Source organism: Nonomuraea sp. NPDC051941, assembly GCF_044593615.1.
This window is the reverse complement of sequence record NZ_JBIUCF010000025.1, coordinates 111,719-129,297: the sequence shown is the minus strand read 5'-3', so window position 1 is coordinate 129,297 and position 17,579 is coordinate 111,719. Positions and strand designations below refer to the sequence as shown.

Here is a 17,579-nt window from a genome sequence, read left to right as displayed (position 1 = left end):
CATTGAAGAGGGCCATCCGGCAAGCTGAGGCACGCGACATGGCTCAGGAACGTTGCCGAGCTGGTCATCACGCCTAAGAGCACGGACGGGCGCCCGGCAGAGCACTCACCCGGCACCAGGCGGAGGCAGTGCTCAAGGCCGCGAAGTCGTCCGAACTCCACGCCTACGTGGTGATCAGCCTCACCACGGGGATCCGCACCGAGGAGGCCCGCGCGCTGCGCTGGGATCATGTCGTCGCCTTGATACCGAACCTCAAGTCCTGGCGACCGTCACGGAGGCGGGGTTCAACCACAAGACGTTCGCCATCTACGTATGGCGTGCCGACCGAGAGGGAGGGGACACCAAGACCCGCAAGCCACGCCGCACGCTGGAACTGCCCAAGCTGGCAGCGCAGGCGCTGCGGCACCACCACACCCGCCAAGCCGTCCTCAAGCTCAAGGCCGGCGAGGCTGGGCAAGATCACAACCTGGGGTTCTGCACGAGCGTCGGCACTCCACTGGACGCCTCGGGCTGATGATCACCAAAGGTGCCCAGACGATGAACACCATCTTCGGCGACAGCCGACACGGGTAGAGAGTCCGAGTGAGTTGGCTCTCCGATCGGCTCCCATCGACTTCCAGACATGAGAAAAGGGCCTCTGGATTGCTCCAAAGACCCTTCTCACCTGCATCTTCCTGGTGGGGAGTTCACGAATTGGCTTGACCTGGGGTGGAGTGGTACTCAGAAGCTCGCTTCCCGCACTGGATAGGCGCCCCGTGGTAGATACTTGCCACTCAGTCCTTCAGCTTGCTGAGGGCGATGGTCTGAGCGGCGGGTGGGGGCTTGATGGTGAGTTTCATTCCCCAGTCCGAGTAGCGGACACCCTCGACACTGCCCCACCACCCCTGGCCGGACGACGGACAAAGCACGCAGTCACGGCGGCTATACCGGAAACATACCGGGCACTCGTAAGGTCCGCTGGTGCGCTTAGTGATCGCCCTGATGTTGTGGCTCAACCCGCTCCCCTCCGAGATCCAGCCGAGGTTCCCCGCCTCGTTCGACCTGTGCGCGACCGTCGGCCGGGACTTGGTCGAACGGCTCGTGCCCGACACTCAGACCAACCTGGACGCCGGTTACTGTGACTGGCGCCGACCGGGCACGAGACTGACCGTCAGATGGGCCAACAAAAACGGCGAGCACTGGGACTACACCTCTGCGCAGGCCCATGAGGAGTACCGCCGTAGCCTGATCGTCGACCTCCGCCCGGACCCCTCCCGCAGCGTATGGGTCAGTATCGGGTTCCGTGAGCTGAGCACCACGACAGCGCAGGCGATAGCGGGCGTGGGAGAGGAGGCCCGCCTGGTCGACCACCTCTCAAAAAGCACCAAGCAGGTAAGGCTCGTCACTGTTCTCTTCCGTACGGGCAACCTCCTGATACAGGTCGAGTACGCGGCGGCCGACCGCGTGCGTCAAGGCGCGGTATCGGTGAGCCGCCGCGTGGCGGCCGCGCTCGACCGGCTGAGCCCCCCTGAACCCACGCCCACGCCGCCCCCTGGCACCTACGCTGAGCCGCCGATCGCGTGCGCCCTCCTGAGCCCTGAACAGACTAAGAAGCTCGTCCACCCGGATGCCTACGCGCGGGCCGGGCAGAACTCCGCGGACTGCTCATGGGAGAAACCGAACACGTCATTCGACGCGCAGCTGGAACTGCGATTCTGGGCTCCCCAGCGCGGCCCGGCAGGCGACGGCGTCGCCCAGGCGAAGGAGATGTTCTCCGGATGGAGAGAGCCGGAGCCGACCCCGTTGGACATCGCGGACGAGGCGCTCACCTTCCATACCGCGACCACCCAGCGACCCGACGTGCCGGTCGTGGTCTTCAGGAAGGCCAACCTGATCGGCTACGTGCGGGCGCGCGACCCGGCCAAGGCCGAGCAGGCTGCACGATGGATCGTGGAGGCGCTGCCGTGATCAGGATGGTCCTTGCCGTGCTTCTGTTGCTCACCGCCGCCTGCTCGGCAGATCCCGCGCCGCCCGGCCCGACCCAGGCCGCCAGCTCGCCACCGTCGGGGCCCGGCAGGTTCACCGGGGTCCTGGATGCCTGCTCGCTGCTCACTGTCGAGCAGGTGGAGCAACTGGTCACGCTCGCCGAGCAGAGATACACCGGGGCGGGATGCACCTGGTCAACCGCGGGCTCGGGGCTGGAGGGGCGCGCGATCTATGAGCTCGAGGTCGGCGTCCACCTGGCCGCCGATGTCGTGGCAGCGCACTCCTTCTTCACCAAGCCCCCGGACTATGCCTTTCCCGCGATGGCGGGCAAGGAATTGCCCGAACCTCACACCAGCGCGAACGTGGGGGAGGAGTCGTTCGTCCTCACACCCACATTGTCAGAAACCACGATCCTGACCTTCCGGCTCAGCAACGCGGTGATCAACATCAATTACGGCTGGCGGGCATCGCCCGGCCCGCAGCATCAGGAACGTGCGGTGAAGGCCGCACAGTGGATCGCCGAAGCCATCGACCGGCCCGCGCCCACCGCCGATCCGTTGGACGGGCGCTTCGCCGCGGCGCCGTACGCTTGCTCCCTGCTGCCGGAAGGCGTCCCCCAGTCGGCGACCCAATGCGGCGGACTCAAGGTACGGCGCGCGCGAGCGTGGAAGGACAAGAGCGGCATCACCGTGGCCAAGGAGATCATGGCTTACTACAAGGGAAGGCCATTCCAGCGGATCCACCCATTGAAAGGCCTGGGGGACGAGGCATTCTCCGACAATCAGCAGTACCAAGTGACGGTGTGGGTGCGGGTCAGCAACCTCGTCCTGAAGATCCCGTTCAACCAGACAGACGGCAAGGTGACTCCGGAGATACGCGCAGAGGCCGCCGAGATCTTGAGCCGCCTGCCCGCCCACTAACGGGCGGCGGCCTGGCGGATCAGGTCGGCGACCGCGGAGGGCTGGGAGACGTCGACGGCGTGGCTGCCGACGACCTCCGCCACCGTCGCCCTGGCGCGCTCGGTCATCGCCCGCTGGGCCGGCGGCGTGAAGAACGCCGTGATCTGATTGGAATCCCACCGGAGGTGATGTTCGCGACCAAGTCGCAGCTCGCGGTCAACGCGCTCGCCCGCCTGCACGTCGACGGCATCTCCGATGCCCGGCTCGCTGCCGATGAGGTGTACGGCGGCCGAAGACGCGCACCGCGATCCGTGTCCTTGGCTACGGCTATGTGACCGCGGTCAAGACGGACCGCCGGGTGACCACCCCGCAGGCAGTCTGCGCCGTTACCGACCTCGTAAACGCATTGCGGGTGCCGAATATTCATCCGCACAGGTCGTAGGCATGATGGGCGATCTCGGCCTGGCGGTGTCCCAGGCGCCCCGGCGAGCGGCATGGTGATCGGTTGTGGTGCTGCGCTTGGCCTACCTCAAGCACGCGGTCGCCAAGCACACCTTCTCCCACCTGCAGAACTTCATCTGGTGGCGAGTGATCAACTGGGTGATGCAGCGCAACCGCATGACATTGAGAGCCATCCAGCGATGGCTGCGCACCCCACGGGGATGGCAACCCATCGCCTTCGACGGGGTCGAACTGTTCAAGATCGCATCGGTTCCGGTGACCCGATACCGCTATCGAGGCACCAAGATCCCGTCACCCTGGCCGACAGCCCTGACCACACCTGCCCGACGGCATGACCTCGTGGAGAGCCCGGTGCGGTGAGAGTCGCACGCCGGGTTCGGCGGGCGGGTCCGGGAAACGGACCTGGAGCAATCCAGGCACCGCGCCCGGACTCGACCCAACACTCTCGGCCGGCTGATGCTGCACCGCTGCCTGGTCCGCGACTACGAGGCCCTGCCCACGAGCTCCGAAGTCGTGATCCACATCGTCATGATCGACGTCATGACCCGCCGTCTCACCGGCGAATCCACCTCGTCCTGGCGCGGCACCTGAGACTCGGGATCAGACAGGCGTAAACGCCCACTTATCCTTATCCGTCGGGCAGGCGGTCCAGGGTCTGGCGGACGACCGCGGTGGCGTCGTTGCTTCGGACCTCCAGCAGGAGGTTGCTCACCCGGACCCACAGCGTGCCCTTCAGCTGAAAGGCCTCGTCCCCTTCAGGGTGCCGACCGAGGTGATCGACTATCTGGCCGAACAGCTGGGGATCGCGGACGCGTCATGCTTGAAGCTGTATGCGCAACGGGAGCCGACGCACCGGGAGCATGCCAGGCAGATTCAGACAAAGCTGGGCACGGCGCTGGCGGCGGCCGCAGCAAATCCGGTATTTACTGCGGCGGTCGCGGCGGCTACTCGGCTGCACGAAGGTACGCACGGCCCGACAACTCCGAAAGCTCTCGGCCATCTCTCACCGAAACTGATAACCATTGGCGACCCGACTGCCACGCCTCAGATCAGGGGTAGAGCGTGTAGGTCTTGGTGTTGTTGCACACGATAGTGCCCGGCAGGCAGCGCTTGGCCCTGATCGTAATCCGGTCGAGGTTGGTGCGGGTCGTGGACCATTTGAAGCTCTTGTGGCCCTTGTTCCGGCCGGCCTCCTTGTACCCGCCGTAAATTTCGTTGCCGTTGCTCTTCTTGAAGGAGACCTCGACCACGGTCGTCCAGGCGTCGCTCTTGGTGTCCGTCACGCTGCCGCGCGCCTCGCCGTACCCGTTGCTGCAGAGCTTCAGGACGTAGCTGACGAAGCCGTCCTTCGTGTTCAGCTTGCTCCACTTGTCCTTGCAGCCGGCCGAAGAGACGCTCGAGGAAGCGGTGGTGGTGGAGGCCATGGCGGTCGTGGCCGGCGTCAGTACGGCGAAGGCCGCAGAGACCCCGACAACAGTGGCGAGCATTTTCGAGGGGGAGAGCTTCCGCATGAAATTCGATCCTTTGTCAGTTAACAAGAACACTTCGCGATGCTCCGCCTGTGATCAGAGCACCGCGAAGAATGCTAAAAACCGGCGGTATAGCAGTGGTATGTTCACAGCAAGTCGCGGGTCGAACCCCGGCTCTGGTGGAGCGGCCAGATATCTCTCTGAAGGCTCGCCACCATCCACCAAGCCGTCACCGTCACCGGTCTACGCCGCGCCCGTTACCGCGGTATCAAGAAGGACCTCGAACACGTCGTCTGCGCCATCGCCGTCAACCTGATCCGCCTGGACGCCTGGTGGAACGGCCACTCTCCGGCACGGAAACGCACCAGCCAGCTGGCCCGACTCGAACCAGCCCTGACCGCCTGAAACGAGTTAACCAGCAGAGTCCTGCACGGGAGTGTAAGAACAACGGCTCTGGCCCGTAATCGGTGGTGGCGCTGAGTGATCAGCTGCCAGGCTGGGCCATGTCGAAGATCGACGATCTTACGGGTGTGGTGTTTGCGGGTTTGTCTGCCCTGGTCATCGGGGTGTGGAGGGCGAGGATGACCTCATTCGGGTCATGGCCAGGACGCGCGATGAGCCGGTACCGTGCCCGGTGTGCGGGACGCTGACCGGGCGGGTGCACGGCTACTACAGCCGGACGGCGGCCGATCTCCCCGTCGACGGTCGGCGGGTGGTGGTGTCGGTACAGGGACGGCGTCTGCTCTGCCCGGGATGGGAATGTGGTCGGCAGACGGTTCGTGAGCAGGTGCCCGGGCTGCTCGAGCGCTACCAGCGTCGAACTCGTCGGCTCACGGGCCAACTGGGTGCCGTGGTCACAGAGCTGGCCGGCCAGGCAGGGGCTCGGCTCTCGGCGGTCCTGGCCCTCGCGGTCTCCAGGTCCACGGCACTGCGCCTGCTCATGCGGCCGCCGCTGCCACCAGTGCGGATCCCGCGCGTGCTGGGCGCGGTGGCGGGGCGGGGGCGCTCGGGAGCGTCCGGGTCCGCCAGGTAGGTGTCCACGGTGCGGGAGACCTCGCCGTGGACGCCAGCGTTCGGCCCGCACCGTCACCCCGGAGCCGACGTGGCCTGGCTCCCCCGCGCGCCTGCACGGCGTGCGGGGGGAGCCGGGAGGTTGGATGCTCCTATTGATGTCAAGCGGGGCGATCATGATCGTTCTTGGTGATGATGCGGTAGAGCTCACGGGCGATGTAGCGCTTGAGGCAGCGGATGATTTCCTTCTTGGACAGCCCGTCTTGGGTACGTCGTTCCATATAGGCGCGGGTGCGTGGGTCCCAGCGCAGGCGGACCACAGCGATGCGGTAGAGGGCGGCGTTGGCTTGGCGGTCGCCGCTGCGGTTGAGGCGGTGCCGGCGGGTCTTGCCGGACGATGCGGGGATCGGGGCGACGCCGCAGAGCATGGCGAAGGCGGCTTCTGAGCCGAGCCGGTCGTGATTCTCCCCGGCGGTGACCAGGAGTTGGCCGGCGGTGTCGGGTCCGAGGCCGTGGACGGCGAGCAGGGCGGGGTTGATGGCGGCCACGAGGGGTTCCAGCAGCTCGTCGAGGTCGTTGATCTCGGTGGTGAGCTGCTGGTGGCGGCGGGTCAGGGAGCGCAGTGCGATCATCGTCGCGGTGACCGGGTCGTGGGCGTGCGTGTGGTCGGGACGCAGGTCGCGATGAGCTTCTTGATGGACAGGCCGCGCAGTTGGGTGCGCAGGTCGTCGGGGGCGGTGACGATGAGGGCTTTGATCTGGCGCTGGGTGTCGGCGCGCTGGTTGACGGCCGAGCGGCGGGCGATCCGCAGGCAGCGCAGGGCTTCCACCCGGCCGTCGCGCTGCTTGGGCGTGCCGGTCCGGTCGCCGGCCAGCGCCGCCTTGGCCGCGGCGATCGCGTCGATCGGGTCGGACTTGCCGTGGAAACGGCGGGTCTTGCGGTCGGGCCGGTCGACCTCGGTCAGGTTCATCTCCTGGCGGAGCAGGTAGCGGGCCAGCCCGGCACCGTAGGCGCCGGTCCCTTCGATGCCCACGACCGTCACGGTGCCGAACGACTTCATCCAGGTGAGAAGCGCGGCGTATCCGGTGGGATCGGCGGGGAACTGCTCGGTGCCCAGCACGCGGCCGACCTGGTCGATCACGGCTGCGGTGTGGGTGTCTTGGTGGGTGTCGACACCGCCGGCGACTTCGTCGATCGCGGTGGTGTCGGGTGTAATGGAGGGCATCGTCGTCCTGTGCTCTTGACCGGTGGGCAGGGCGGCACGCACCGGCCGGGCAACGCGGACAAGACAGAGAAGGGGCCTCTGGCCAGGCTCCTATGAGGTCACAACGCCACGTCCGGTTGTGCAGGTAAGCACCTCCCGCTCAGACCGACAGATCCCGTTGAAGACCCGAGGTCAGTCAGGGGGTGGGTCAGGACTGACGGGAGGTGCTCACCTACATCATCTCTGTCAGGTGGTGATTGTCCTGCTCCCGCGCCCCACCCAAGTGCCGCGCTCGCCCCAGTACGACTTGGCGCTCACACTGAGGCTGGTGTTCTCCGGGACGTAGCTGCTGTTCAGGTATATGCATGTGCCGCCCGAGTGACCGTAGAAGTCGTTCTTGTCCGTGACAGTGACCGACCTACCGCCGCCCGTGGGAGTAATCGTCGCTGAAACCTGTCGGGCGCCCTCGGAGTCGTACGCCCGCACGCAGAACTTGTTCGTGCTGTCGTTATAGGAGATGACGCCGTCGCTAAAGGTCCACGAGAGGTCACTCGCCATCGCCGGCTGTGCCATCGCAGCACTTGATGCGATCAAGGCAGCGCCGACCGCAGCGGCCTTGAGTAGATTCTTCATCATGATTTCCTTACGTCCGGAAAGATCCTGATACCGCACGAAACGGAGCCTGCGTCAAGGCCGAGTCCAACGAAAGACGTCCCCGATGTTGGCCAGTCGCATAACGCCTTCTCGTGGCGGTTGACTCGCTGTCCGAATGGTAAGGAGAGGCGGTATAACGGCGGTATGTTCTGACCGGCCACGTGACCCGTTTCCCGGTCAGCGGTGAATCAGCGCTGGTCGTCCGTCGCGGGTAGGCGTTGGTCGGGGCAGGCGTCCGCAAGGTCAGTCAGGGCCTGCTGCTCTGCGCGGTCGATGGTCAGCTGCCAGCGGATCTTGATCGCGGTCCACTCGGCGGCATACCTGCAGCGCGCGGGCCCGTAGGGCGGTCGCCAGGTGGAGGGGTCCTGGTCGGCTTTTGACCTGTTGCTGCGGGCGGTGACGGCGAGCCAGGCACCCCGCGAGGCTGCCGGAACTGGTCGAAGATGCGGTCATGGCAGGCGGGGCCCGCGCAGGCGGGACCAGGAGATCAGCACGTGGACGCGGTCCGGCAGGTCGAGCTTGGTCAGGATGCTCGAGACGTGCACCTTGACGGTGTAGCGGCTGATGAAGAGCCGGTGCGCGATCTCGTCGTCCGACAGGCCCTGGGCGATGAGCTCGCACACCTGGCGTTCGCGCTCGGTGAGCCGGTCGGCCGCCGCCTGCAGCGCTCGGTCCTCGTCGGTGGGCAGTAGGGGCTGTAGCGCCTCGATCATCCGCGTGGTCGCCTCGGGCGCCAGCACGCCGATCAGCGCCGCCGCCACGCACGCGAAGGCCGCGTTCGCGACCACCTCCCACAGCGGCGTCCGCGACACCAGCACGGCCAGCGGCAGCACCGACCCCTCCAACTCGGGCGGGCCCACCCGATCCACAGGAAGCATCACCGGGTACACCCCGGGCCTGCCCGCCTCGACGCGTACCGTGCCGGACGAGGAACCACCGCCCTCGACGGACCTGATCGCCAGATTGATCCGGCCGCCCCGGCCAGGTGTGTGCGCGACCACGCCCACCTGCAGCGGAGCGGGCACCCGTAGGCTCGCCCGGACCCCGACAGTGATCTCCATGCCGCCGATCGTCTGGGCGAAGCGCACATCGGCCTCCCCGCTGCGCCCGTGCGCCGCCGCGGGCCCAGCCCAGGCAAGCAGGGCCACCAGCGCTAGGAGGACCGCGATCACACTTCTGAACACACGCCAGAGCGTAGAAACCGGCCACGACCCGGCACATCACGCGCGGGAACTGACCCGCCTAGACTAGGAGCTGTTTGGGGTTCGGATCTTGGTGAGGGTCGGTGGTGGGCTCAGCTCGCCCTGGTCGGCTACGTCCTGCTGGGCATGGCGGTGCTTTCTTTCGCTACGGCTCTCTTCGCGCTGACCCGCTCCCCGCTATGAGAAGCTACGGCACCGCTTCGTATCCCTGCTCTCCGACAACGGCATCCGCTCGTGGAGCCGAAACGTGATCGTCCAAAAGTGCGAAACACGAGGGGTCCAGACAACCACGGTGTCACCGTCCTGGGCGGGGATCTCGCGGCTCGGGGATGGACTGGTGTCCACGGATCGCCGCGTTGGCACCGTATTGCAAGGATGCCAGATCAAACGAGGGAGCCGAAGACGGCGAGGTCAGGGTTGAGGTTGGCGGGGAGGTGCAGAGGTTCGATGGCGCCAGTTCGGGCGTCGAGGGAGAAGTAGCCGTAGCGGACGCCCTTGGAGGCGGCGATGTGGATGAGGAGATGATTGTTGTCCACCCAGCCGAGCAGATCGGTGAAGGTCTGCCCCCATGGCATCTTCGGCTCGTGGGTGGCCACCACGTCGCCGGTGGCCGCGTCGGCCACCCTGATCGGGCCGCCGTAGTCGTCGGCGCGGAGTTTCCCGTCGGGGGAGGGAAGGATGCCCGGTACCGTGGGCCCCGACATGGCGGTTTGGCTGCCGTTGGGGTGGAAGGTGAAGGCCGGGGGCGCGCTGTTCGTGTGGCAGCTGACGCCTTCACCGGTGACCCAGAGCATGCTGTCGCAAGCGTGGCGGATGGGCGTGGTCCGACCGGCCCCCAGGTCGGTGAAGTATGTCTCGCCCTGCGCGGTGACGCGGACGGCGATGTACTCGCCGTCTGAAGAGAACATCGGCGTCGAGTAATTGGCGAGCTGCGCGGCGGTGAGTTCGGGCGTGATGTCGCGGATCTGCCTGGTGCTCAGATCCGCGACGACCCAGCGACGCCGGAGCACGTCCAGATAGGCGACCTTGTTGCCGTCCCCGCTGATCGCCACGGACGGGTGCCAGGTCAACGCCGCCCCGCCGTTGGCGTCCTCACTCAGGACCTGCACCGCCGCGTTGGGGATCAAGGAGCTGCCGCGGCACTCCGGGTAGGAGCCACAGGTCTCATTGCTGATATTTGCGGACCACTCCAGGGTGGTGCGGAACACCAGACCCCACCCAGCGCAGAGCACGTCACCGGCCTTGTCCTTGTCCTCGAACCCGGGGGCGGCGTCCAGGTCGAGCGGGCAACTGGCGGCCATAGCATACCGAATCGGGGCCGTTGTCTGCGGCGGCTCCCAGGCTTTCCACTCACCGCGCGGCAATGCAAACGTCATGGTGAACGTGCTGGGGGAGTCCATAGCGGCGTCCATCAGGCCTTTGTCAACCTCGGTCCGCAGTTCGCCGTCCTTGGTGAAGGCAAATGTGCCCGAGGCGACGATTGCCGGATCCTGGTTCGCCTGCCGAATCCCCAGGTAGCCCGCCACCGCTACGGCGACGACGGCCAGGGCGACTCCGACACGGAAGCGCTTTTTCGTCCGTACGGCTCGGCTGGCTGAACGGATGGTGCCGGAGAGGTCGATGACCGGTGGGTCGGGAGGGAGGTCGTCGAGGGACAGCCGATCACGGCCGAGCGAGAAAGGAAACGGAAGGTCGTCGGATGACACGTGATCGTGATCGAACACCACCGAGGCCACGCGATCCACCGACACGCCGTCAGCCATGGCCTTCCGGTAGAGCGCCAGCTTGGCCATCGTCGCGGGCGCGGAAGGGATCCCGCGCCAGCGACTCCCGACTGCGACGAGAGCATGCCGTACCAGGGAAAGGGCCTTCTGCTCATCTTCGGTGAGGAGATAGGCGGACTTGGCCAAGTCGGGACCAAGCCGCCTCGCGAGCTTGATGAAGTCTATGGTCATGAGGGGCCTAAGCGATCTTCCCGGCCATACAAGCGGTCCTCGCGGCCGCCACCAGTCCATTGATCATCCACTCGCGAAAGTGCTCCATGGCGAAAATACTCCGTTCCCATATTTCGACATAAGGCAACACGTTAGGGATAGGCGGTATGTCTCCGGTATATCGCCGTCTTCGGCAACACCAGCCGCAGAGCTGAGCTGTCTGCCCGCGTTGATCACGGCTCTTCCCGGCGAGATGATGTCGCATGGCTGGGCACCTCACCACGCTCATGCTCGGTTGCCCCGGACATGGCCCTGTGGCGGCGGGTCGCGGTTGCCGAAGCGGCGGTAGAGCGTCGTGACGCTCACCCTCGCCTGCTCGGCAATCTGCTGCAGCGTCGTCTCCGGCCCTATCTCCTCGAGCGCCGCGACAGCGACACCGACGATCCGCTGATGGTTGCGGGCGGTGTCGGCTCTCACCATGTCACCTGTAGCGAGTGCAGGTCGTACACGGCACTGAAGACCCGGAAGTCGGCCTGCTCGTCCGGGTCGGTCAGCGCGAGGCTGGGGAAGCGCTTGAGCAGGGCCGGGAACGCGATGCGCATCTCCATCCGCGCCAGCGGCGCCCCCAGACAGTGGTGCCCCCCATGGCCGAAGGCGACATGACCAGGAGCTCCCCGCGTGATGTCAAACGTGGATCTTTCCCGTACCACAACATGGGCTAGATGACCCGCACACCATCTCCCTGGACGTGAACCTTCCCGGCAGGTACCGGCCACGATTCCCTCTCCTGGTGCTGCTCTGCCTTCCACCCCGGGTGGGAAATGCCTCCGCCTGCTGCGCTCTCCTCGCGGATCTTCGCAGCCGTCGATTCGTACCGTGGTTGAGCGGGCTTCCGCCTGCGCTGATCTGGAGAGGTGGCGCATGCGGAGGCCCGCCGCCAGAAGAGCCCGCACCCTTGAAGCAGTTGCTGAAGGGCTCCGCGTTCATGTGGGGCGCCGGCTAGTCGGCGAATAGGGAATTGCCTTTCCGCCCACCTTCCACCAGCCGTTGGAACACCAGACTGGCGACCAGCAGCCAGGTCAGACCGACGCCGACCTCCAACGCGACCTCGATGACGATCCTGTCGGGGGGAAAGCCGGCCAGCACGCCCCGGATAGCGGCGAGCCCGTGCGTGAGCGGCAGGATATGGGCGGCAAATTGGATCGGTTCCGGCCAGAACGATGTTGGCACCTGCACGCCGCATATCGCCATCAGTGAGAGATTGCCGATGGTGCCGATGATATTTCTAAGCTCGGTCTTTCGAAGCGCCAGCCCGGCCAGCACGAGCCCGAAGCTGTAAACACTCAATCCGACCAGGAATATCAACGGGATGACAAGCAGCCCACCGGGCAGAAGGATGTTCAGGCCGAACAACGGGCCGAGAAGAAACAGGGATATCGTTGCGCACGCCGTGCCGTCCAGCAGCCATTGAACGCTTCGCCCGACAAAGACCGGGAATGGATGCGCGGGAGAAGCTACAAGAAGCGGCAGCGTGCCGGCTTGCCGTTCCCAGGCAGTAGAGGCGCACACCAGCATCGCCGCCAGAGCGACGATATGGACGGCGTTGCCGACGAGCAGAAACTGGACACGTAGCGGATCATCGAAGAGCCGACCGATGAGAGAGAAGAACGTGACCTGGCACAGGATCCGCGAAAGCCAGGCGAACGACCACGTCTTCCAGGTGTAGATCGATCGGAAGTCGGCCATCGCGCTGATGGTCGCGTATCGCAGGACTCGCGCATGGTCACGTATCACGTGTAGTTCACCGCCCCGGTGGTCCGCACCCTCCTGAGAATCCTTGTCAGCATCCACGCGCCAACGCCGTAACCCACCGCACCGAGAGCGAGAAGGACGAGGAGACGAGGAAAGGCGTCGGTGATCGGCCCGGGTCGCAGGCTGTCACGGACCAGATCCGTCGACCACGAGAGGAAGACGAGCTTGGTGGCCGGCTGGAGCCATTCCGGAAGGAAAGCTGGCGGCACGACCGCGCCGCTGAGCAGGAAGAACGGATAGGACACCGAGTTTTGAAAGGTACGTGCTGATCTCGCCAGGACGAACATCCCAGCAAGAGCGGTCGCGGTGCCGACCATCGCAAGCACGGTCGCCGCGATCGCGGCGGCGAGCAATCCCGGATGCGGAACGCTCACGGCGACGTCGAAGCCGAGCCTGGCCACGAGGAGGCTTTCCGCGAGGGCGAACATACTGATCAGCGTGATGGTCGTGGTCCGGCCGAGGATGACGACGGTCAGCGGCGCGGGTACGGAGATGCTCGCCTCGAGCGTTCCGCAGCGCCGCTCCGACTCGATCAGGCCTCCGGACACGTTGAGTGCCATGTTCCAGACGGCCACCACCGTCGCTCCCACGATCGCGTACGGCGCAAGGTCGGCTCTGCCCGCGTCCATCATGACTGCGAGCAGGATGAGGGCGAAAATGGGAACGGTCAGCAGCGGAGCGAGGTCGGCGAGGGCGGCGCGGAGAAGGAGGGCTTGGAAACGTGCCGCCGCCAGGAAGATTTTGATCATGTGACGTTGGGCCCACGGTCGCCGATGAGTTTCATGTAGACCTCCTCGAGAGAGGGGCGATCCGTGGTCACAGCGCTCACACCGGCGTTCACCAGGACCGCTAGCACCGCGTGCGCCGTCCCCTCGGCCCCCGTTTCGATCGTTACGGTGTTCGCGGTCTCGGTGACGGACGTGACGCCCGGCAGTCCCCGAACAGCCGCGATGGCACGCCGGGGAACCCTCTGTGCAACGACCCGTTCAAACGTCGTGAGCCGGCTGCCGATGGCGCGTGGATCTTCGGTGAGGATCAGCCGTCCGCTGTCGATCAATGAAACACGGTCGCAGATGGCCTCCGCCTCGGCCATGTCATGAGTCGTCACCAATATCGTTCGGCCTTCGGCGCGAAGCTCTCGCACGAGTCCGCGGAAATCGTGCGCTGCTACCGGGTCCAGACCGACGGTCGGCTCGTCCAGGATCACCAGCTGCGGATCTCCGACGATGCCGCGGGCGAGATGGAGTCGCTGCTTCATACCGCGGGAGAAGGTCTCGACACGTTCGTCGGCGCGGTCAGCCAGACCGACTCTTTCCAGCAGTGCGCTGGCTCTGGCCTTGCCGGCGTTCGTCGGCTGCCGATAGAGCGCCGACCAGTAGACCAGGTTCTGGCGCGCGGTGAGGCGGCCGTACAGCCCGCGTTCCCCGCCGAGGACGATCCCGATCAGACTCCGCACCGTACTGGTGTCCGCGACCACGTCGTGGCCCAGGATCTGGGCCGATCCGGACGTCGGCAGAAGCACGGTGGAAAGGATCTTGCACAGTGTCGTCTTCCCCGCACCGTTGGGTCCGAGCAGCCCGTGCACTTCGCACGTGTCGATCCGGAGATCGACCCTGTCCAGGGCGGCACGTGCAGGGTGGCCCTTTCTCTCATACACGCGCGTGAGGCTGTCCAGCACGACAGCCGGGGCGGCGGAAACGGCTGCCTTTCGTCCTCCGCTCACCCGCGCTCCAACCGCTCCAGTTCCACGAGTGCACGTTCGTACAGCTCGTGGGTCACGATCTCGTGATCGACCAGGAGGTACGTGCCCACCGGCGTTCGCAGCAGGCAGCCCTCGTCGAACGGGTGAAGGAGGGACTCCCGCATGTCTGCATGCCACCTTTGCTCCTCCAGGAGGAGGCCGCCGACGGGGCGCCCGGCCATCAGGGCTCGTGCTGGCTCGCCGACGCCGGTCGGCACAAGCGGCTGCGTCCACTCTCGGCGACGCCGCCGCTCTCGGACGACCGCGTCATGCAGGGAGTCGGCCACTTCGCCGAGCGGGCCGATCTCCGCATGGCGCCGTGTCAAGTCGAGGAGTTCCGACAGCTCCGGGGCGAGATGGAATTGTCCGGCCGCCGCAGCGATCTGGTCGATGAGTCCCGTGCAATGACGATCGGCAACGATGACATCGACGACGTCCTTGATCTCGAAAGGCCGTTGAAATCGCTCTTCGGCCACTGCCAGCAGGTTGGCGATCACCGGGTGCTCGGGCACGGTCGCTCGGGTTCCGACGTCGCGTCGGTTTCCGGCGAACACCGCAGTACAGACCTCCACCTTGAGCGACGGCTCAAGCGCGGGATCCGCTGCCGGCCACAGCAGCGACACGAGCATGTGGCGATCCGTGCGGCCGTACAGAGACACACCAATCTCCTGGACTGGATGGCGTGCGACGACGGCGCCGACCACCCGCCACAGTGCCGCCTCGTCAGGCACGAAGAGGTCGAGGTCCCCGACTGGCCGGACGAGACCCGCCGGGTAGAGCTCGGCCAAAGCCAAGCCTTTGATGACCCGCGTCGCCGGTTCGGCCGTGATCACGTCGACCAGGATTCCTGCGTACGTGCCGCGTCGATCCCTGATCCGGCGAAGCTCGTCGCGGGAGCCGGTCCCCAGCTGATGTCCCTCGTTTTCCAAGGCCGAAAGGGGCAGGGCCGGCAGCGACCAGCTGCGTACCCGAGCAGCTCGCACCAAGGCCCAGTCGGCCCCTTCCTCGGGGTTCTCCGGTACGTCCAGCAACCTGCCCAGCAGGTCCGTGTCTATCCGCATCTCCTGCATCACGGCGCCAACCGCCAGTCGACGTGGTCGACCTGCCATCCTTTGCGCCACAGCGATTCAAGGACCCGCCGGCCATGCTCCATGGTGGCGGTTGCGGCCTTCTGATGGACGACGTTGCCGACCAGCTCCATCCCCGTTTTACCGGCGAGCGTGATCACGGCACTGAGGAGACCGTCCCGTGCGTCCTTCGCGGACGGGCCCGGTTCCACGAACATGTCCACGAAATCCGCGTACTCCTCATCGGTCACCTCATCGCGCATGCGCGTGAGCAGGGTGGCATGGCCGACGGGAACGCCACCGGCGATCGCCACGTAGGAACGCCGGTCGACGGACTCAAGGATGGTTCGAGCGGCGCGCCGCGCCGCGTCCAGCCGCGCCGCACGCCCCTGCTTCTCGTAGCCCGTCTGAAAGGCCCGGACCAGCCAGTCTTCAATAAGCCGCATGTAGTCGGAGGTCGCCTCGACGATCGACACCTTCGCCTGATGGATCGGTTGGGTGGATGAGTCGGTCAACCGCACATAGGTCACCGCTCGCTCCCACGGCGGAGGAAGATCGACCGGTGTCCGCACCCGGATGGTCAGCACGTCGGCATCGGTGAAGCTCCCGCTCAGCGCATCGCGTAACGACCGCACACTCTGGGCGGTGGAAAGCAGGGCGGGGTCACAGTACTCCACCAGGCAGTGGCGGTCACCGGTGATGCCGTCGACGAACTCGCCGGCAACATACGGTCGTCCATCCATGACGTACAGCAGCTGCGCCGCGTCAGCGGATCTCAGATAGGAATCGAGCGGGCTCACCGTATTCTCCCCTTGGGCCTGACCACTGTGACCAGATTTCGCAGGACGTCGTCGGCGGCCTCGGCCACGGCGCTGGCTGATACCGCCTGTAGCGCGGCCAGATCCCGCTCCGGCGACCACGTGGTTCCTCCGTTAGCATGAGCGCCGACAAGCTGAGCGAGTTCGAAAGGGCTGTCGGAATCCCGCATCAGACCCACTTCGGCCCGTCGCCGAGCGACCTCCAGGTCAACGTCGGTCGGGCCGCTCTGGGCAATTTCCGCCAGGGCCGTCCGCACGACGTCGATGACCCGATCGCCGTTGCCTGGTTCCACCCCGACCAGCACCCTCCACGCGCCGGACTCGGTGTAACCCCGATCCCAGGTATAGAAGTCGTAGGCCAGGCCATGCTCGTTGCGCAGCCGCCGATACAACAGAGACGCGGCATTGGCGTCCAGCAGGGCCGCCAACAGGTCATAGGCCGGGCGGGAGGGCGCATCCCGAGCCGGTGACCGAGCTCCGAGACATACCCAGGCGTATTCAGCAGGCCAAGATGGCGACTGCTCGACGACAGAGCCCAGCTCCACTGGCCGGTGTGCTCTCCACGGAACAACCGCGCCTCGGTAGGAACCCGTGTCGAGCGTAGGCATCCGCGGCCCTACGACGACGAGCGTCATCGGTTTCGATAGGAACTCCGTGGTGTAGTGGTCGATCAAGTCGCGCAGGCCGATGGCGCGGACCTCGGTCTGCGTCCCGCCGACCGGCCGCCCCAAGGGATGGCCGGCGAACAGGGCGGCGAGGATCGCATCCTGAACAACATCCTTCGCATCCGCCTCGGCGCCGATCAGTTCCTGGAGAACGACGTCACGCTCGGAGTCGAGTGCATCGAAGGTCAACTGGGGCGTGAGCACCGCGCGGCAGAGCACATCAGCCAGCGCATCGGTGTCGTCGGCGTGGACCTGTGCGAAGAAGAGCATCTGCTCCAAGCCGGTCTCGGCGTTGGCGTAGCCGCCGAGCCGCACCACTCGCTCACACAAGGATGGTCCATCACCGACCGGTGCCGACATGAGCAGGTGCTCGAGAAGATGCGCTAGACCTCCATGGCCCTCCGGGTCATGCCTCGACCCATAGGACACGCTCAGGCACATGCTGGTGGTCTTGAGACGTGGATCGAGGAGGGGGAGAATCGTGAGGTCACATTCCGTGGCTTTCTTGGGCGCGTACATACAGCCCTCCGCATGAGATAGGGAATGGGGCGAGGGACGGCGCCGCCGAGCCGGTGAGCAAAGCGGCGCAATCGCAGGACATCCCTCTAACGGATCGTCTTCTTCTTGACCTTCTCCAGCCGGGGCCGAAGCGCTGCGTCCATCTTGCGCATGGTGC

General features: G+C 65.9%; 18 protein-coding genes and 2 pseudogenes. 6 read left to right on the top strand and 14 right to left on the bottom strand.

The genetic code is table 11. The annotated features are described in order from the left end of the window. Positions 1–960: 960 nt before the first annotated feature. The gene (locus ACIHFD_RS36275; RefSeq protein WP_397370816.1) at positions 961–1,947 is read left to right on the top strand and encodes a hypothetical protein; all 987 of its coding nucleotides are present in this window, start codon (positions 961–963) and stop codon (positions 1,945–1,947) included. Continuing rightward, on the top strand, positions 1,944–2,885 hold the full coding sequence (locus ACIHFD_RS36270) for a hypothetical protein (RefSeq protein ID WP_397370815.1): 942 nt from the start codon (positions 1,944–1,946) through the stop codon (positions 2,883–2,885). Before ACIHFD_RS36275 ends, ACIHFD_RS36270 begins: the two co-directional genes overlap by 4 nt. Here the strand turns inward: ACIHFD_RS36270 and ACIHFD_RS36265 are convergent. After that, complete coding sequence (locus tag ACIHFD_RS36265; protein ID WP_397370814.1) at positions 2,882–3,103, bottom strand: hypothetical protein; 222 nt, start codon at positions 3,101–3,103, stop codon at positions 2,882–2,884. The genes ACIHFD_RS36270 and ACIHFD_RS36265 overlap by 4 nt on opposite strands. Positions 3,104–3,371: 268 nt before the next feature. On the opposite strand from ACIHFD_RS36265, the gene ACIHFD_RS36260 reads away from it, so the two are divergent. The 3 genes from ACIHFD_RS36260 to ACIHFD_RS36250 all read left to right on the top strand — a co-directional run bounded on the left by ACIHFD_RS36260 (position 3,372) and on the right by ACIHFD_RS36250 (position 4,419). Next, positions 3,372–3,686 carry a hypothetical protein gene (locus ACIHFD_RS36260; RefSeq protein ID WP_355210923.1) on the top strand — a complete coding sequence of 105 codons (315 nt, stop codon included), beginning with the start codon at positions 3,372–3,374 and terminating at the stop codon, positions 3,684–3,686. 96 nt (positions 3,687–3,782) lie between these two features. Continuing rightward, positions 3,783–3,917 carry a hypothetical protein gene (locus ACIHFD_RS36255; RefSeq protein WP_397370813.1) on the top strand — a complete coding sequence of 45 codons (135 nt, stop codon included), beginning with the start codon at positions 3,783–3,785 and terminating at the stop codon, positions 3,915–3,917. A gap of 169 nt (positions 3,918–4,086) precedes the next feature. After that, complete coding sequence (locus tag ACIHFD_RS36250) at positions 4,087–4,419, top strand: DUF4158 domain-containing protein (RefSeq protein ID WP_397370811.1); 333 nt, start codon at positions 4,087–4,089, stop codon at positions 4,417–4,419. On the opposite strand, the gene ACIHFD_RS36245 is transcribed toward ACIHFD_RS36250, so the two are convergent. Continuing rightward, complete coding sequence (locus ACIHFD_RS36245) at positions 4,376–4,837, bottom strand: hypothetical protein (protein WP_397370810.1); 462 nt, start codon at positions 4,835–4,837, stop codon at positions 4,376–4,378. The genes ACIHFD_RS36250 and ACIHFD_RS36245 overlap by 44 nt on opposite strands. A gap of 491 nt (positions 4,838–5,328) precedes the next feature. Here ACIHFD_RS36245 and ACIHFD_RS36240 point away from each other — a divergent pair. Further along, positions 5,329–5,780 (top strand): annotated as a pseudogene (locus tag ACIHFD_RS36240) (transposase family protein); the annotation flags it as partial. Positions 5,781–5,967: 187 nt separating this feature from the next. Here ACIHFD_RS36240 and ACIHFD_RS36235 read toward each other — a convergent pair. The 12 genes and pseudogenes from ACIHFD_RS36235 to ACIHFD_RS36180 all read right to left on the bottom strand — a co-directional run bounded on the left by ACIHFD_RS36235 (position 5,968) and on the right by ACIHFD_RS36180 (position 17,422). After that, positions 5,968–7,031, bottom strand: a pseudogene (locus ACIHFD_RS36235) (IS110 family transposase). 225 nt (positions 7,032–7,256) lie between these two features. Then, on the bottom strand, positions 7,257–7,682 hold the full coding sequence (locus ACIHFD_RS36230; protein ID WP_397370809.1) for a hypothetical protein: 426 nt from the start codon (positions 7,680–7,682) through the stop codon (positions 7,257–7,259). A 431-nt stretch (positions 7,683–8,113) separates the two neighbouring features. Continuing rightward, the gene (locus ACIHFD_RS36225; protein WP_397370808.1) at positions 8,114–8,848 is read right to left on the bottom strand and encodes a LuxR C-terminal-related transcriptional regulator; all 735 of its coding nucleotides are present in this window, start codon (positions 8,846–8,848) and stop codon (positions 8,114–8,116) included. Positions 8,849–9,249: 401 nt separating this feature from the next. After that, positions 9,250–10,659, bottom strand: a complete 1,410-nt coding sequence (locus ACIHFD_RS36220) for a hypothetical protein (RefSeq protein ID WP_397370807.1) — start codon at positions 10,657–10,659, stop codon at positions 9,250–9,252. 426 nt (positions 10,660–11,085) lie between these two features. Next, positions 11,086–11,280: a TetR/AcrR family transcriptional regulator gene (locus ACIHFD_RS36215; RefSeq protein WP_397370806.1), complete on the bottom strand. Its 195-nt coding sequence runs from the start codon at positions 11,278–11,280 to the stop codon at positions 11,086–11,088. Beyond that, positions 11,274–11,723, bottom strand: coding sequence for a cytochrome P450 (locus tag ACIHFD_RS36210; RefSeq protein ID WP_397370804.1), 450 nt, complete (start codon positions 11,721–11,723; stop codon positions 11,274–11,276). Before ACIHFD_RS36210 ends, ACIHFD_RS36215 begins: the two co-directional genes overlap by 7 nt. A 76-nt stretch (positions 11,724–11,799) precedes the next feature. Further along, positions 11,800–12,546, bottom strand: a complete 747-nt coding sequence (locus tag ACIHFD_RS36205) for an ABC transporter permease (protein ID WP_397370803.1) — start codon at positions 12,544–12,546, stop codon at positions 11,800–11,802. 44 nt (positions 12,547–12,590) lie between these two features. Next, positions 12,591–13,361: an ABC transporter permease gene (locus ACIHFD_RS36200; RefSeq protein ID WP_397370802.1), complete on the bottom strand. Its 771-nt coding sequence runs from the start codon at positions 13,359–13,361 to the stop codon at positions 12,591–12,593. Further along, on the bottom strand, positions 13,358–14,269 hold the full coding sequence (locus ACIHFD_RS36195) for an ATP-binding cassette domain-containing protein (RefSeq protein ID WP_397370801.1): 912 nt from the start codon (positions 14,267–14,269) through the stop codon (positions 13,358–13,360). Before ACIHFD_RS36195 ends, ACIHFD_RS36200 begins: the two co-directional genes overlap by 4 nt. 62 nt (positions 14,270–14,331) lie before the next feature. Continuing rightward, positions 14,332–15,426 (bottom strand): hypothetical protein, encoded by a 1,095-nt coding sequence (locus ACIHFD_RS36190; protein ID WP_397370800.1) that lies wholly within the window; start codon positions 15,424–15,426, stop codon positions 14,332–14,334. Continuing rightward, positions 15,423–16,220, bottom strand: a complete 798-nt coding sequence (locus ACIHFD_RS36185) for a hypothetical protein (protein ID WP_397370799.1) — start codon at positions 16,218–16,220, stop codon at positions 15,423–15,425. The genes ACIHFD_RS36190 and ACIHFD_RS36185 overlap by 4 nt, the downstream gene beginning before the upstream one ends. Continuing rightward, positions 16,217–17,422, bottom strand: coding sequence for a M16 family metallopeptidase (locus tag ACIHFD_RS36180; protein ID WP_397370798.1), 1,206 nt, complete (start codon positions 17,420–17,422; stop codon positions 16,217–16,219). The genes ACIHFD_RS36185 and ACIHFD_RS36180 overlap by 4 nt, the downstream gene beginning before the upstream one ends. Positions 17,423–17,579: the final 157 nt, after the last annotated feature.